Genomic DNA, 16,146 nt, shown 5'->3' on the forward strand with positions numbered 1-16,146 from the left:
ACTTGGCAGGCGGCTAGGCGTTGGCGGCGAGGGCGGGGATTTCGAGGGGCGCAGCCACCACCGCTGGCAATGTAAATCGAAACACCGTGCCGCTGGGCCGGTTCGGTTCGAACACCAGCGCGCCGCCGTGTTGCTCGACCACCGTGCGACACAGGCTCAGGCCCAGGCCCATGCCATCCGTGCGGGTGGTGAAGAAGGGCGTGAACAGCCGTCGCGCCACCGCGTCGTCGATGCCACAGCCGATATCGGCCACGGAAAATTCGAGCCATCTGCGCGCCTCGGGCACCGACTCCTCGCGACCGGGCGCCGTCGCCACGCGCAGCAGCAGGACGCGCTCCGTGATGGCGGGCTGGTCCATCGCCTGCATGGCATTGCGGGTCAGGTTCAGCAGCACTTGCTCGACCAGCGTGCGGTCGCACAGCACTTGCGGCAACGCAGACTCCAGCTCGATGTCGATGCGCACGCCGAGCTTCTGCGCCTGCAGCCGCACCAGCGGCATCACCGCATCGAGCAGGGCCTGCGGCGCCACCGGCTCGCGCGTGCGGTCGCGGCGGCGCACGAAGTCGTGCACGCTGCGGATGACCTGGCCGGCGCGCTCGGCCTGCTCGCCGATGCGCCGCATGGCCATGGACAGCTCGGCCGAGGCGCCGCCCGCCTCGCCGCCGAGCAGGTTGAGCGAGCCGGTGGCATAGCTGGCGATCGCGGCCAGCGGCTGCGTGAGTTCATGGCTCAGCAGCGACGCCATCTCGCCGACGGTGGCCAGGCGCGCGCTGGCCTGCAGGCGCTCCAGGCTGGCACGCGAAATTTCCTCGATGCGGCGCTGCTCGCTGAGGTCGACAAACGCGCTCATCCAGCCGGTCTGCATGCCGTGCGCATTGATCAGCGGTGCCTCGAAGATCAGCACCGGAAAGCGCGCGCCGTCCTTGCGCATGTAGACCGATTCGAAGCCGTTGCGCGGTGGCACGCTGCCGCCGAGCCGCAGGTCCTGCCGCTGCTGGTATTCGTGCGCCAGTTCGGTCGGCCAGTAGGGCGCTTCCTGCGTGCCAATCAGTTCCTCGGGGGTGAAGCCGACCATCGCGCAGAAGGCGGGGTTCACGTAGGTGATGCGGCCCTGCAGGTCGCGCGCACGCAAGCCGGTGATGACCGAGTCTTCCATTGCCTTGCGGAAGGCCAGCGTGTCGGCGAGCTCGCGTTCGGCCCTGAGGCGTCGCCGCGTGTCGCGCGCCAGCAGCACCAGCACCGACACCAGCGCGATCGACACCGCCGTGACCAGGGCGGTCAGCACGTTCGGGAACAGGTCCGGCTCCGAACGCCAGCCATCGACCCGCAGCATCAGCGTGACGCCGGGCAGGTCGAGCAATTGCTGCGATGTAAAGACGCGGCTGCCCACCCGCCGCGCCACGCCCACGGAGGCCAGCCGGGTGCCGTCGGGCTCGGTGAACGTGATCTCCTGCCCGCGCCGAAGCGTCGGCCCGACCAGTTCGGTCAGAGTGTCGCGCAACGAATAGGTTGCGACCAGGTAGCCGCCCGCCTCGGAGGGCAGGCAGACCTCCAGCACCTCCATGCCGGTGCCGGCGCTGTTCGACACGTAGTGGCTGGGCGAATAGGCCGCGGACGACAGCTTGTTGGCCGCGGTGCAGGCCAGCGCGATGTCGGAGCGCATGGCTTCGCGCGCGGCCGGCTCGAACAGGCGCATGCGGTAGGGCGTGTCCGTAGCGGCCAGCAGTCGCAATCGTGCATCGCGCCACTCCAGGCGCAGCCATTCGCGGTGTGCACGCAACTGGGCCGCGGCTTCCTCCTCGGGCCAGTGCCCGGCATGGGTGGCGTCGGTCAACAGGGCATTCAGGCTCTGCGCGTTGCGCTGCAGGCCGCCGCGCAATTCGCCCAGCGCGTCGGCGGTGTCATGGTCGAGCACGACCTGCACCTGCTCGGCCTCATGGCGCCCCGCCAGCCACACCACGGTGGTCAGCAACACCATCACCAGCAGCGCCAGCAAGAGCCACAGGAACCAGCGCTGCCACAAGGAGCGCAAGCGCGCGAAGGCCTGCCGGGCCGGCGCGATGGACGAGTGCAGTCGCTCGACCATTCAGTGCCCCCAGAGCAAGGGCGAACCATGCCCGTTCGTGGGCAGCCGCGGAACCGGCTTTGCCGGGCCGCTGGGTGCGCCCCCTTGAGTCGATGTGGCTTTGCCATCTCGACTCGATCCCCCGCGGGGGGCGGGCTGGGCGCAGCCCGGCCCTGGGGGCTCTTGAGGGGCTGAGGGCCGCGGCTCCAAGCCTGCCTGCGCAGGCTTGGACGGCCCGCTAGAGCGGCCGCCTCTGGCGGTAGCACCGGCGCCGCAGGCGCATTCGGGGGTGGGGGACATTCAGGCCGTGATCACGCGGTGCCCGAGCGCCGGCAGTTGCTGGCGCGCCGTCGCCACCCGGGCGATGTCGACATCGCAGGTCACCACGCCCTCGTCGGTGGCGCGCTGCGCCGCGATCGTGCCCCAAGGGTCCACCACCAGCGACTGGCCCCAGGTGCGACGGCCGTTCTCGTGCGTGCCGCCCTGGGCCGGCGCCATCACCCAGGCGAGGTTCTCGATGGCGCGGGCCCGCAGCAGCACTTCCCAGTGCGCGGAACCGGTGGTGTGCGTGAAGGCGCTGGGCACCAGCAGCAGTTCCGCGCCCTGCGCCGCCAACGCACGGTACAGCTCCGGAAAACGCAGGTCGTAGCAGACGCTCATGCCGACTCGCCAGACATGCCCGTCGCGCGAAGGCAACTCGAACAGCACGGGCTGCGTGCCGGGCGTGATGACCCGGCGCTCGTCGTAGCGCTCGGTGCCGTTGTCGTAACGGAAGAGATGGATCTTGTCGTAGCGCGCCACGCATTCACCGGTCGGCGAAAACGCGAGTGAGGTGTTGAGCACGTGCAGATCGTCTTCCGGACTCACCAGCGGCAAGGTGCCGCCCACGATCCAGAGGCCGAACTCGCGCGCGGCATCGGCCAGGAAGCGCTGCACCGGCCCGTCGCCGGGCTGCTCGCGCAGGGCGATCTTGTCGGTGTCTCGCCGGCCCATGACACAGAAGTATTCGGGCAGCACCGCCAGTTCGGCGCCCGCCGCGGCCGCCTCGCCCAGCAGCGCATGGGCGCGGGCGAGGTTGGCCTCGCGCTCGACCGCCGAAACCATCTGGATCGCTGAAACCTTCATGTGTTCTCCGTGGCTGTCATGGCGCTCACCGGGAAACCTCCGTGCTGCGCATGATGGCGCGAGCGACTTCGGGCGGCGGGCGCGGCGCTCAAGGCTTGGCCTCCTGCGCCACCTTGCGCGGCACCTTGGTGATCTTCGGATCGGTCCAGGTGCCGTCGATCTGGAATTCCTGTGTCGCCGCGGCGCTCAGCGGCTTGCTCAGCGCGTATTGGGCGAGGAAGGCGGCGAGTCCGATGGCGGGGTTGATGACGGTGGCCGCCAACGCCGCGGTGCCGGCCGATATCTCGGGCACCACCACCACGCGCAGCGACTGGGTTTCATGCGCGATGTCGGCCGTGCCCTCCATCAGCACGGCCGCGTTCACGCCTTTCATCTGCAGGTTGCTGGTGCTGGCAGTGCCGTCGTTGATCCTTGCGTCGCCGCGGACGTAGTCGAACTGGAAGCCCTGGCTGAAGATGTCCCGGAAATCCAGCGTCAGGCGACGCGGCAGTGCCTGCAGGCTCAGCACCCCGAGCAGCTTGGCCAGGCCCGGGTCTGCCTTCAGGAACTGGCCGGACTCGACGTCAATACGGACCTTGCCGTCCAGGCTCGGATAGTCGAGAGAGAAGGGCGATCCGCGCCAGTCGACCTCGCCTGTGAGCCGCCCATGGCCGCGCCGGACCACGTCCTTCATGTTGAAGCGATTGAGCAACAGCCCGACATCCGAGATGTCCAGCGTGAAGTGCATGCTGGTGTGCCGCGCGTCCGGACGCGTGCCAGGCGCTGCGGGCAGGGCGGTCCAGCTCCCCTCGGCCATGAAGCTGGCCTCCGGGGTGCTGAAGCCCAGCTTGTTCAGCCGCCATTCGTGGCTGGTCCCGCCGAGGTTGACGGCGTTGATCTCAGCGCGGCCCAGCCGGCGATTGAACAACTCGAAGTCGTCGATCACGATGTCGAGCGCTGGCAGCGTGCCGGGTTTTTCGTCGAGCAGCGACTCGACCTCCGGTGCCTCGCTGGGCGCGATGCGCAGCCGGGCCAGCCGCGCATACAGCCGGCCATCCTGCGACTGCCGATACTCGGCGTAGCCGCTGAGGTCGTTGGCGTCGATGTTGGCGCGCCACACCGGCCCTTCCCGGCTGCCGCCCAGGACCACGTTCTTCAATTTGCGCCCGGACACCACCAACTCCTGTGCACGCACGGCGAGCAAGGTCGGCAGGTAGCCCGAGGCTTCCTCCTGCGCTGCACCAAGCGCTTCCGGCGGCGTGCCCGTGGCCTCGCCGAACACCGACTTCCAGGCATCCACGTCGAAGCGCGCCAGCCGCAGGTTGGCCATCACGCCGCGTGCCGGCGATACGGCCGACTCGCCGCCCTCCAGCCCGATGCCGATCGCGCCATTGGTGACCTTCGGTTCGGCGCCCGAAATGTCGCGCTGGTAGCGGACCGTCGCGAGGCGGCCAAGGTCCATCTGCAGTTCGTCGCGCGCTGGCGCCGCCGGTGACGCGCGGGGCAGGAGCTTTTTCTCGAGGCGCAGCGGCAGGGCATCGGCCGCGGGCTTGGCCAGCGGTGCGGGCAGGTCGAGTGCCAGGCCCTGCAAGCTGCTGGCGAGGCTGAACTCCGTGACGCCGTCGCGCACCGAGAGCGTGCCCGCATAGGGCGTGCTGCCGCTGGCCCGCTTTGCCAGCCGGCTGAGCCAGTTCACCTCGCGCATGGCGCGCAGGCCCTCGGCCGTGGCCGTGCCCTGCGCCTTGTAGACCATCTCGCTGCCGATGCCGGCATAGCGTCCGTGCCCCTCGACCTTGACATCGCCGCCAGCCACCCGGGCCTGCACGCCGGCAAGCATGAACCCGCTTTCGGTGAAGGTCAGCATGCCGCGCGCCTGCGTGAAGGCCGGGGCTTCCGGCATCGGCTGGACTTCGTTGTCGGCCAGCGCCACCGTGGTCTGGAGCTTGAACTTGTCCATGGCCTCCAACGGGAGTTCGAGATGCACCTTGTAGTCGGCGTTGCCCGTGGCACGGGCCTGCCCGATGGCCTCGCCCGGGGCGCCACCCACGATCGGTGCCGCCGCCTTGATCAGAGAAAGCAGCGGCCCCTTGGCCAGCCCATCCACCTTCAGCAAGGGCGCGGCATGCGCCATGTCGGCAATCTCGGCCTCGGCCTTGGTGACCTCGATGCCCTGCACGCCGACAAAGTGGCCACGCGCATTGCGCACCTGCATGCCGGCGCGCTCGAAGATCAACTCGCCTGAAAGGCCGGTCAACGCCGGCCATGCACCGACGGCCGGGGCGGCCCCGGGGGGCGGCGGCACGTAGGCATAGGTCACGTCGTTCACCTTGGCCGCGATGCGGAAGTCCCCCTGCTTCGGATCGTTGAAGGGCATGTCGTGCAGGTCGCCGCGCACCTTGAAGTCGACGGTCGACGCGGTGCCCTTGCTCACGCTGTCGCGCACATAGTCGCGCGTGGACTTGGGGATGACCAGCGGCAGGTAGCGGAACACCCGCGTGCCGTCGGCCTTGGTGAGCTGCCCCTGCAGGTCGAGCACGCCTGGGTAGCGCCCGCGCGAGCGCGAGGTGGCGGGATCGCTGGTGCGCCAGTCGGCCTTGAATTCGCCCTGCGTATCGGCATTGGAAAAGCGCACGCCTGTCGCCTGCACCTGCATGTCCGACCCGTCGCGCTTCCAGGCGAGCCTGGCCGAGAGCTGCTCGATCGGCACCACCGGCTCCTCGAACACGCCGGGGAAATCGAGCGCGCCCTTCGTGATGGCCAGATCGGCCGTGCCGCCGGCCTGGGTCGCGTCGAAGGTGACGGTGGCGCCGCGCAGGCCGGGCGTGCCGGTCGGCACGGCGGCGGGCACGTTGGTGCCGCGTGGCGCGGCTGGCCGGACCGGCGCGGGCTCGCCGGGCTGCGAGGCCACGGCCAGGCCGCTGACACGGCCGCGCGCCTGGTACTTGTCGGGTTCGCTCATCGGCCCCTGCCAATTCGCGTCGATGCGCTCGACCAGTCCGCGCAGGTCCAGGATCGAGAGCGCGCGATGGGTGGGCTCGTCGATCGGCAAGCGGCTCGCGATCTGCGTGAGCGCGCCAAGGTCGAGCCGGTCGGCCTTGAACACGCCGCGCTCGGAGCCGGTGCGTCCCTTGGCGGGAATGCGTTCGAAGCTCAGGTTGCCGCCGGGCCAGCGCGTGCCGTCGGCGGTATCGAACTGCAAGTCGGTGGTCGAGAATGTGAAGCGCTCGTCGTCCGTGTGGCCGGCGAGCCGCCCCGTGACGCGACGAAACACCAGTGGCTCCAGCTTCTCGCCCAGCACCGCGTCGACGCGCAGCAATGCCAGGTCGACCGCGCCGCCGTAGACCTGGCCGTCGTTCACATCGGCCCACAACCGCAGCGCGCCGTTGGCTTCCCGGATGCGGGCGTCGAGCGACACATAGGCGCCCAGCCGCTTGACATCCATGTGGGGAAACTCGGCATAGAGCTGGCCGTCCCAGGTCTGCCACTTGCCGGCATGGGTGCTCAGGAAGGGCTGCCGGAACTGGCCGCGCAAGGTGAAGCGCTGGCCCCAGCCCTCGGGCGGCGTGGCGTCGAGGCGCAAGGCATGGCGGCGCGTGCTGTTGCGCGAGACGAAGCTCACGTCGGTCAGCAGCAGGGGCGGTGCCTTGCGGGTTTCGTCGGTCCAGCGCACGGTGCCGCCCTCGACGGCGAACTCGCGCTGCGAGAAGAACCAGTCGGCCGCGCGCGTGTCGCCACTGGTGTCCGCGTCCATGTCGAGCCCGGCCACGTGCAGCTTGCCCATGGCATCACGCCGCACGTCGACCTCGGGGTTCTCGATATAGATCTGCTCGAAGTTGAGGCGCCACAAGGAACGCGGCGACACGCTGGCCACCACGCGCGCCAGCTTGAGCGCTTCACGGTCCACGCTGTCATGCAGCACCACGTCGCGCAATTCGAAGGTGGGGAAAAGACCCTCCGAGACCGCGGTGATCGCGCCTATTCGCACAGGTACCCCGATGGCCTTGGTGGCTTGCGCTTCCAGCACGCCGCGGTACTCGCCGATTCGCGGCACAATCCAGCCGTGTAGGACAACGACCGACAGTGCGAACAACAACCAGGCGGCGATCAGAAGTCCCAGCATCCAGCGCGCCGTGACAGCGGTGACCTGGAGCAGACGTGAAGGGGAAGACGTCGTGACGTTCATTAGGGATCGCGCGCTGTGTCAGGAATTATGACTGCCAGCCTTCAGACCAGTTCAACTCCGGACGCGCATGGCCATGGTGCCACCGCGGCGCCCGCCGTGCATCTTTCATCGCATTCCCGTTTCGTGCAGCGACTGCGAAGGCGCTATGCCGCCGACCTCGCGCTGCTGCCGTCCGGCGCGCCTGTGCGAGGGCACTTCACGCAAGCCTACGAAGCCTTGCGCGCACGCAACGCTTCCGTGGCCGACGCCTTGCGCATCGTTCGCCAGCTGGTGATGGAGCGCCTCATCACGCTCGACTGCGAAGCCCAGGCCCCGCTGGAAGTCGTGACCACCGCCGTTACGCAACTCGCCGAATTCGCGCTCGACACCGCCTGCCACGAAGCCCGGCGCGAACTCGCCCTTGTGCACGGCCAGCCGCTGTGCCCCGACGGCAAGCCGGCCAGCCTCTGGATCGTCGGCATGGGCAAGCTGGGCGCGCGCGAGCTCAACGTCTCCAGCGACATCGACCTGATCTACCTCTACGACGCCGATGGCGAGACCGCCGGCGATGCGACGGGCCGCGGCAAGCTCGCCAACCAGGACTTCTTCGGCCGCATGGTCAAGCGCATCTATGCGCTGGTCGGCGACACCACCGAACATGGCTTCGTGTTCCGCGTCGACCTCGCCTTGCGGCCCAATGGCAACTCGGGGCCGAACGCCGTCTCGCTCGATGCCCTGGAGGAATATTTCCAGGTGCAGGGCCGCGAATGGGAGCGTTTCGCCTGGCTCAAGAGCCGCGTCGTCGCGCCCTTCGACTGCATCGCCGATGCCTCTGCGCAAGCGCTGCGCACCGTGGTGCTGCCCTTCGTCTTCCGCCGCTACCTCGACTACAACGTGTTCGACTCGCTGCGCGTGCTGCACCGGCAGATCCGCGAGCAGGCCGCACGCCGCAGCGCGGGCCGGCCGTCGCGGGCCAATGACGTCAAGCTGTCGCGCGGCGGCATCCGCGAGATCGAATTCACCGTGCAACTGCTGCAGGTGGTGCGCGGCGGCCAGTTCCCCGAACTGCGCACCCGTCCCACGCTCGACGCCTTGCAGCGCCTCGCCCGCGCCGGCCTGATGGAGCAGGCGACCGCCGACGCGCTGGCCGAAGCCTACGTCTTCCTGCGCCGCGTCGAGCACCGCATCCAGTACCTCGACGACCAGCAGACCCATGCGTTGCCCGTCAATGACGACGACCTGCGCTGGATCGCCCGGACGCTCGGCTACGCGGACAGCTGCGAATTCCTGACCCAGCTCGACGCCCATCGCGAACTGGTGGCGCAGGAATTCGACAAGCTGCTGGGCGGCGAGCCGAAGACCTGCAATGGCAAATGCAACGGCAAGTCCGGCGGCGTCACGCCGGCCGACATGGCCGGCCTGCTCGACGACCTGCCCCCCGCGTTCGCCGAACGCATCAAGCGCTGGGTCGACCATCCGCGCGTGCTCGCCTTGCGCGAGGAAGCCCAGGGCCGCCTGCGCCAGCTCGTGCAGCGTACCGGCCAATGGATGCGCGACGAGGCCGACGGCGATGGCGCAGGCCAGGTCGCCGACCACCTGCAGGCCGCGCTGCGCTGGGCCGACTGGATCGAGCCGCTGCTGCGCCGCGAAAGCTACCTGGCGCTGCTGGTCGAACGCCCGGTCGTGCAACGCCGCCTGCTCGGCCTGCTGGGCGCGGCCAAGTGGCCTGCCCGCTACCTGCTGAAGCACCCCGGCGTGATCGACGAGCTGGCCGACGATCACATGCTGACCAGCCGCTTCGATGCGCAGACTTTCGAGCAGGAGCTGGAAGAGCGACGCGGCGCCCTGCGCAGCACCGGCGAAGCCGATGAAGAGGCCATGCTCAACCTGCTGCGCCGCGCCCACCACGCGGAGGTGTTCCGCACCTTGGCGCGCGATGTCGAGCGCCACATCACCGTCGAGCAGGTCGCCGACGACCTCAGCGCACTGGCCGACACCGTGCTGCGCGTGACCGCACGCTGGTGCTGGCCGCTGGTGCGCAACCACCACCGGCCGCAGCCGCAGTTCGCCATCATTGGCTACGGCAAGCTCGGCGGGAAGGAGCTGGGCTACGGCAGCGACCTCGACATCGTGTTCGTCTACGACGATGACGACGAGCGCGCCAGCGAGGTCTACGCCGCCTACGTGCGCAAGCTCATCAACTGGCTCACCGTCAAGACGGCCGAAGGCGACCTGTTCGAGATCGACACCGCCCTGCGCCCCAACGGCAACTCCGGCCTGCTGACCATCAGCTTCGACGCCTACGAGAAGTACCAACTCGGCCGCGGTAGCAACACCGCATGGACCTGGGAGCACCAGGCCATGACCCGCGCGCGCTTCGTGCTCGGCGACCCGGAACTCGGCCGGCGCTTCGATGCCGTGCGCGAAGCCACGATCACCTCGATCCGCGACCTCGATGCGCTCAAGGTGCAGATCGTCGCGATGCGCGACAAGGTGCGCGCCGCGCATCCGGTCAAGCCCGACCGCTTCGACGTCAAGCACAGCCCTGGCGGCATGGTCGATGCCGAATTCGTGGTGCAGTACATGGTGCTGTCGGCCAGCGCACGCTTTCCGTCGCTGCTACCGAACGTCGGCAACATCGCGCTGCTGCAGCGCGCCGAGGACGCCGGCCTGCTGCCGCCCGGCGTGGGCCACGATGCAGGCGTGGCCTATCGCGAACTGCGCCGCGTCCAGCACGTCGCGCGCCTCAACGAAGAGCCGACGCAGATGCCGCTGACTTCGCTGGTGGCGGAACGCAACGCGATGGCCGCCCTGTGCAAGGCGGCCTTTGGCTGAGCGTGGCGCGCTGATGGACTCCCGGCGCGCGCCGACGACGAGCCGCCACGCGCTGGCGCCTCTCGCGTGCGCGGCCCTCGTGCTGCTGGCGAGCGTTCTGGCAGGTTGCGCGAGCGGGCCCAGCGACTCGGCCGGGCCCGGCGGCAGCGATGGCGCCGAAGCCACCCTGCCAGCCGACTTCGATCGCATGCCCGATGCCGAACCGCGCGTCGAAAGCATCCGCGCCGCCGGCGGCACCAGCAAGCCCTACGTCGCGCTGGGCCAGACCTATGTGCCCATCGTCGACGACCGCCCGTTCCGCGAACGCGGACTGGCCTCCTGGTACGGCCGCAAGTTCCACAGCGGCTCGACCGCCAGTGGCGAACCCTACGACATGTACGCCATGACGGCCGCGCACAAGACACTGCCGCTGCCCAGCTATGCGCGCGTGCGCAACCCGGCCAACGGGCGCGAGGTGATCGTCCGGGTCAACGACCGCGGCCCATTCGTCGACGGCCGCGTCATCGACCTGAGCTATGCAGCAGCCTCGAAGCTCGACCTGCTGCGCGGTGTGGCGCCCGTCGAGGTCGAACGCATCACCAACCAGGACATCCGCACCGGCGCCTGGCGACGTTCGGGCGACACCACCGTGGCGCAAGAGGCATCTGCGCGGCCACGACAACCATCGGATGCCGTCGTCGTGCCAGTTGGCCTCACGACACAAGTTTCAACGCCTGCGCCACCGCCTCGCGGTGCCATGGGCACGGACCTGCCGTCCATGGGCACCATTCCGTTGCCGCCCCGCGGCACAGCGAACCCGGCGCCCGGATCGACGACCGATGCGGTGGAGAAGCCGGCGGCTGCCACCGGCTTCTGGGTGCAACTGGGCGCCTTCAGCCAGCGCGAAGGCGCAGCAATCTTCCAGGAAAAGGTATCGAAGCAGATGCCGGCGCTGAAGATGACGGTGTTCAGCGAGAACGGAATGCACCGCCTGCAGGCGGGCCCCTACGCCACACGCGAATCTGCCCAAGCGGCAGGCGAACAGGTCCGCAACGGCCTGAGCCTCGCGCCGGTCATCGTGGAGCGACGCTGAAAGGGCTTCGAAGGCGAGAGGATTTCGCAGCGAGGGCGCCAAGCGGGAGGCGGTTCGCAAGTCGGAAATGCACGCCCGACAGGTGGGCACCAAGGCGAGCAGGGCGAGGACCGTCGTGGGCGCCCGCGCACCGGGTGGCCGGGCCGCTGGGTGCGTCCCCTCGAGGGGGCGGCGGCGCAGGCGTTTCGGGGGTGGGCCTGTTTCAGGCGCCCTGGTATTCGGGCTTGGGCCCGAGCGTCGCGGCCAGTTCCTTGCGGTAACGGTTCAGTTCCTGCACCGTCTTGAAGCTGCGGTTCATCAGCAGGCTCATGTTGTGCAGGATGCGTTCGCCAACCTTGGTTTCCCAGACGGCGTCGAACTTGATCTGCTTGTCGAGCCAGTGCTCGAGCCAGTCCGGGTCGGGCATGCGACTCTGGATGGTGTCGTTCGGGAACAGCGCCTTGTTCACATGCAGGTTGGTCGGGTGCAATGCCTGCGCGGTGCGTCGGGCGCTGGCCATCAGCACGCCGACCTTGGTGAAGGCGGCGCGGGCCTCGTCGCCGAACTTTTCCATGGCGCGCTTCATGTAGCGCAGGTAGGCGCCGCCATGGCGGGCCTCGTCCTGGCTCAGCGTGGTGTAGATGTGCTTGATGACCGGCTCGGTGTGCCATTCGGCGGCACGGCGGTACCAGTGGTTGAGGCGGATCTCGCCGCAGAAATGCAGCATCAGCGTCTCGAGCGGCGGCGCCGGGTCGAAGTCGAAGCGCACTTCATGCAGTTCCTGCTCGGTCGGCGCATGTTCGGGGCTGAAGCGCTTGAGGTATTCCATCAGCACCAGCGAGTGCTTCTGTTCCTCGAAGAACCAGATCGACATGAACGCCGAGAAATCGCTGTCGTGCCGGTTGTCGCGCAAGAACATCTCCGTGGCCGGCAGCGCCGACCATTCGGTGATGGCGTTCATCTTGATGGTTTGCGCCTGCTCCGCCGACAACTTCGTGGCGTCGAACGACTGCCACGGAATGTCCCGGTCCATGTCCCAACGGACGGATTCGAGTTGTCTGAAGAGTTCCGGGTAAAGCATCGATGTCTTTCTGTAGCCGAGGGATTTTAGTCGGCAAGGTTTGGCACGGCCGTGACAAGCGCGCGATGATGCGGCACACACGCATCGCCGAATTGGATGCGCCATGCCGCTGGAGATAACCGATGCACTTGCGCTCCCTGATTTTCACTTGCTTGACGGCGGCTGCGCTGGGCCCCGCCACAGCGCAGGCCGAGACAGAGGCCGCCTGCCCTCCGATCCTGCACCACACATTCCTGCGTTTGCAAGACGAGAAACCCCAATCTCTGTGCCAGTATGCCGGCAAAGTGGTGTTGGTCGTCAATACCGCCAGCTTTTGTGGGTTTACGCCGCAGTACAAGGGACTGGAAGCGTTGGACAGCAAATACCGCGCGCGCGGCCTCGCCGTGCTTGGCTTTCCGTCGAACGATTTCTCCCAGGAAACCGGCTCCAACAAGGAGATCGCCGATTTCTGCGAAAGCACCTTTGGCGTGAAATTCCCGATGTTCGCCAAGTCGTCGGTGCGAGGGCCGGAGGCCAACCCGCTGTTCAAGCAACTCGCACAAGTTTCAGGCACCACGCCAAAGTGGAACTTCTACAAGTACCTGATCGGCAGGGATGGCAAGGTGGTCGAAAGCTACTCCAGCATGACCACGCCTGACAGCAAGGATTTCCTCCGAGCGCTTGAAAAGCAGCTCGCCGCACCGTGAAAGCAAGGCCTGTGGGCGGACGGCTCGGCATCCTGGCGTGGCTTCACAAATGTTTACGTTCGAATCGGGAACCTCGGCGCGGCGGAGGGCCTCCTAAACGCATTCGGGCGGTGAATTGCCTGACTGGTTTTCATGCTGCGAGGTCTTCCGGGCATTCGTAGTCCGGCTGAAATCCCGAGGCGATTCTTCTCCTCCTCCCTCCCTCCCTCTTCGCACGGGGCGCCTCGCAGCATTTTTGTACAAGCACCTGGCTCGCGCCGGGCGACACCTCATGCCGCTCGTCCAACCCCTACCGGGGGCAACGCCAGCGGCCCGGCGAAGCCGGTTCCGCGGTGTTCCTGGAAATGGGAGTGCTCGACACGCCTCTGAGGGCATTTGGGTTCGCCCTCACATTCGAACAGCAATCAAGTTTCTGGCGATTGTGTAGCGCTCGCAGCAAGCGGGGCGGGCGCACTTAACGCCCAGCGAGCGAAGTTACGAGGGCAGTGTGTCGGCGAAGCTGGGCCGCAGTTGCAGCTTGTCGCACAGCTTGGCCAAGTTCGCATACTCGCCGCGCCAGTCGATATCCGGAAAGCGGAAGCTCACCCAGCCCAACGCGCAGCCGACCGCGATGTCCGACAGGCTCAGGTGGATACCGCTGCAGAACGGCTTGTCGCCGAGGCCCTTGGACATGGCCGCGATGCCGCCTTCGACCTTGGCGCGCTGGCGGTCCATCCAGGCCTGGCTGCGCTCGCCATCCGCGCGCTTGGCCCAGGTAGCCTCGAGGCGCCAGAGGATGCCCGCGTCCATCACGCCATCGGCCAGCGCTTCCCAGGTCTTGACCTCGGCGCGCTCGCGGCTTTGCTGTGGAATGAGCTTGCCCACTGGAGAGAGGGTGTCAAGGTATTCGACGATGACGCGCGAATCGAACATCGCCTCGCTGCCGTCCATGATCAGGCAGGGCACCTTGCCCAGCGGGTTGGCCTGACTGATGGTCGTGTCATCGGCCCAGACATCTTCCTTGATGAATTGGTAATCCAGCCGCTTCTCGGCCATGACCACGCGCACCTTGCGCACATAAGGACTGGCGGCGGATCCGATCAATTTCATGCGGGCTCTTCCCTCGGAGTGACATTCGTTGTAGCTTTTTTGATTCTAGGGGAACCGCCCCCTCGGGAAGCGGCCGTCGGTGGGCAGCGAGGGGGAAACGCCACAGCCGGCACCTAAAATTGAAGGATGACCTTCTCCACAGTTTCCGCCCTGTCCCCCCTCGACGGCCGTTATGCCGGCAAACTCGGCGCGCTGCGGCCGCTGATGAGCGAGCAGGGCTACATGCACCGGCGCGTCCAGGTCGAGGTGGCTTGGTTCATCGCGCTGTCGGACGCCGGCTTCGCCGAGTTCAAGCCGCTCAGCGGCGGCGCCCGCAAGTACCTCATGGGGCTGGTTTCCAACTTTTCCGAGGCCGACGCATTGGCCATCAAGGACATTGAAAAGATCACCAACCACGACGTCAAGGCCGTCGAGTACTGGATCAAGTCGAAGTTCGAGGCCCGGCCGGAACTGCTCGCCGCTTCCGAGTTCGTCCATTTCGCCTGCACCAGCGAGGACATCAACAACACCAGCCACGCCCTGCAGATCCAGTCCGCGCGCGACAAGGTGATGCTGCCTGCGCTCGACGGCATCATCGCCACGCTGCGCGACATGGCCGGCAAGTTCGCCGAAGTGCCGATGCTGAGCCGCACCCACGGCCAGACCGCCAGCCCGACCACGGTCGGCAAGGAGATCGCCAACGTCGCGGTGCGGCTGGCCAAGGCGCGCGCGCAGATCGCGTCCGTCGCGCTGCTCGGCAAGATGAACGGCGCCGTGGGCAACTACAACGCACACATCGCGGCCTGGCCTGAGTTCGACTGGGAAGGCTTCAGCCGCAAGGTCATCGAGACGCCTGCGCCGCAGGGCCTGGGACTCACCTTCCAGCCCTACAGCATCCAGATCGAGCCGCATGACTACATGGCCGAGCTGTTCGACGCCTTTGCCCGCACCAACACGATCCTGATCGACTTTGCGCGCGATATCTGGGGCTACGTGAGCCTGGGCTACTTCAAGCAACGGCTGAAGAAGGGCGAGATCGGCTCGTCGACGATGCCGCACAAGGTCAACCCGATCGACTTCGAGAATGCCGAAGGCAACCTGGGACTGGCGAATGCGGTGCTGCGCCACCTGAGCGAAAAGCTGCCGATCAGCCGCTGGCAGCGCGACCTGACCGACAGCACGGTGTTGCGCAACATCGGCGTGGGCTTCGGCTACACGGCGCTGGCCTTTGCGAGCCTGGCCACCGGCCTGGGCAAGCTGGAGCTCAACGAGCAGGCACTGGCCGACGATCTCGATGCCTCATGGGAAGTACTGGCCGAGCCGATCCAGACGGTGATGCGCCGCTTTGGCGTGCAGGGCGCTTATGAGCAACTGAAGGAAGTGACGCGTGGCAAGACCGTGACGGCCGAGGCGCTGCATGGGCTGATCCGCTCGCTGGAGATTCCGCAAGCCGAGAAGGACAGGCTGCTGGCGATGACGCCTGGCTCGTATACGGGCAAGGCCGCAGAACTCGCTCGGCGCGCCTGATGGCCCTCAAATCCACCATCTTCAAGGCCAACGTCGCCGTTGCCGACATCGACCACAACTACTACGCCGACCATGCGCTGACGCTGGCGCGGCATCCGAGCGAGAACGACGAGCGGATGATGATCCGGCTCATCGCGCTGGCGCTCAACGCGTACAAGCTGCAGGACGTGGTGCAGGGCGACGGCACGCTGGCCTTCGGCGCCGGCTTGTCGAACGTCGATGAGCCTGACGTCTGGCTGCGCGATTTCACCGGTGAGGTGAAGCTCTGGATCGAAGTCGGTCAGCCGGAAGACAAGCCCATCATCAAGGCCTGCGGCAAGGCCGACCAGGTGATCGTCTACTGCTTCAGCCATGCCGCCGGCATCTGGTGGAAGGGCATCGAGAACAAACTGACGCGGCCGCAGAACCTGCAGGTGTGGCGCGTGCCGAGCGAGACCTCGCAGACCGTCGCCAAGCTCGCCGAGCGCAGCATGCAACTGCAGGCCACGGTGCACGAAAACACGCTGACGCTCGGCAACGGGGCCGAAAGCATAGACATCGAGCTCACGCGCTTGAAATAGCGTCCTC

The 16,146-nt window shown here is 67.4% G+C and carries 10 protein-coding genes; 5 read left to right on the top strand and 5 right to left on the bottom strand.

The window, feature by feature from the left end; all coding sequences use genetic code 11:
• Positions 1 to 13 precede the first annotated feature (13 nt).
• The 3 genes from WKW82_RS02115 to WKW82_RS02125 form a co-directional block, all read right to left on the bottom strand.
• Entirely contained in the window at positions 14 to 2,086 is a 2,073-nt protein-coding gene (locus WKW82_RS02115; protein WP_340340590.1) for a two-component system sensor histidine kinase NtrB, read from the bottom strand.
• Positions 2,087 to 2,365: 279 nt separating this feature from the next.
• The gene (locus tag WKW82_RS02120; RefSeq protein ID WP_340340591.1) at positions 2,366 to 3,190 is read right to left on the bottom strand and encodes a carbon-nitrogen hydrolase family protein; all 825 of its coding nucleotides are present in this window, start codon (positions 3,188 to 3,190) and stop codon (positions 2,366 to 2,368) included.
• A gap of 88 nt (positions 3,191 to 3,278) precedes the next feature.
• Complete coding sequence (locus WKW82_RS02125; RefSeq protein ID WP_340340592.1) at positions 3,279 to 7,352, bottom strand: YhdP family protein; 4,074 nt, start codon at positions 7,350 to 7,352, stop codon at positions 3,279 to 3,281.
• Between the two features lie 27 nt (positions 7,353 to 7,379).
• Between WKW82_RS02125 and glnE the strand changes: the two genes are divergently transcribed.
• Positions 7,380 to 10,166, top strand: a complete 2,787-nt coding sequence (glnE, locus tag WKW82_RS02130; protein WP_340340593.1) for a bifunctional [glutamate--ammonia ligase]-adenylyl-L-tyrosine phosphorylase/[glutamate--ammonia-ligase] adenylyltransferase — start codon at positions 7,380 to 7,382, stop codon at positions 10,164 to 10,166.
• A 13-nt stretch (positions 10,167 to 10,179) separates the two neighbouring features.
• Positions 10,180 to 11,238 carry a septal ring lytic transglycosylase RlpA family protein gene (locus tag WKW82_RS02135; protein ID WP_340340594.1) on the top strand — a complete coding sequence of 353 codons (1,059 nt, stop codon included), beginning with the start codon at positions 10,180 to 10,182 and terminating at the stop codon, positions 11,236 to 11,238.
• 202 nt (positions 11,239 to 11,440) lie between these two features.
• Here WKW82_RS02135 and WKW82_RS02140 read toward each other — a convergent pair whose 3' ends face one another.
• Positions 11,441 to 12,298: a ferritin family protein gene (locus WKW82_RS02140; protein WP_340340595.1), complete on the bottom strand. Its 858-nt coding sequence runs from the start codon at positions 12,296 to 12,298 to the stop codon at positions 11,441 to 11,443.
• A 122-nt stretch (positions 12,299 to 12,420) separates the two neighbouring features.
• On the opposite strand from WKW82_RS02140, the gene WKW82_RS02145 reads away from it, so the two are divergent.
• A complete protein-coding gene (locus tag WKW82_RS02145) occupies positions 12,421 to 12,984 on the top strand; it encodes a glutathione peroxidase (protein ID WP_340340596.1) in 564 nt (187 codons plus the stop codon).
• A 474-nt stretch (positions 12,985 to 13,458) separates the two neighbouring features.
• On the opposite strand, the gene WKW82_RS02150 is transcribed toward WKW82_RS02145, so the two are convergent.
• The gene (locus tag WKW82_RS02150; RefSeq protein WP_340340597.1) at positions 13,459 to 14,073 is read right to left on the bottom strand and encodes a glutathione S-transferase N-terminal domain-containing protein; all 615 of its coding nucleotides are present in this window, start codon (positions 14,071 to 14,073) and stop codon (positions 13,459 to 13,461) included.
• Between the two features lie 126 nt (positions 14,074 to 14,199).
• Between WKW82_RS02150 and purB the strand changes: the two genes are divergently transcribed.
• Positions 14,200 to 15,579: an adenylosuccinate lyase gene (gene purB, locus WKW82_RS02155; protein WP_340340598.1), complete on the top strand. Its 1,380-nt coding sequence runs from the start codon at positions 14,200 to 14,202 to the stop codon at positions 15,577 to 15,579.
• Positions 15,579 to 16,139 (top strand): YaeQ family protein, encoded by a 561-nt coding sequence (locus tag WKW82_RS02160; protein ID WP_340340599.1) that lies wholly within the window; start codon positions 15,579 to 15,581, stop codon positions 16,137 to 16,139. Before purB ends, WKW82_RS02160 begins: the two co-directional genes overlap by 1 nt.
• Positions 16,140 to 16,146 lie beyond the last annotated feature (7 nt).

This window comes from Variovorax rhizosphaerae, assembly GCF_037889975.1.
Taxonomy (GTDB): Bacteria; Pseudomonadota; Gammaproteobacteria; order Burkholderiales; family Burkholderiaceae_C; genus Variovorax; species Variovorax rhizosphaerae.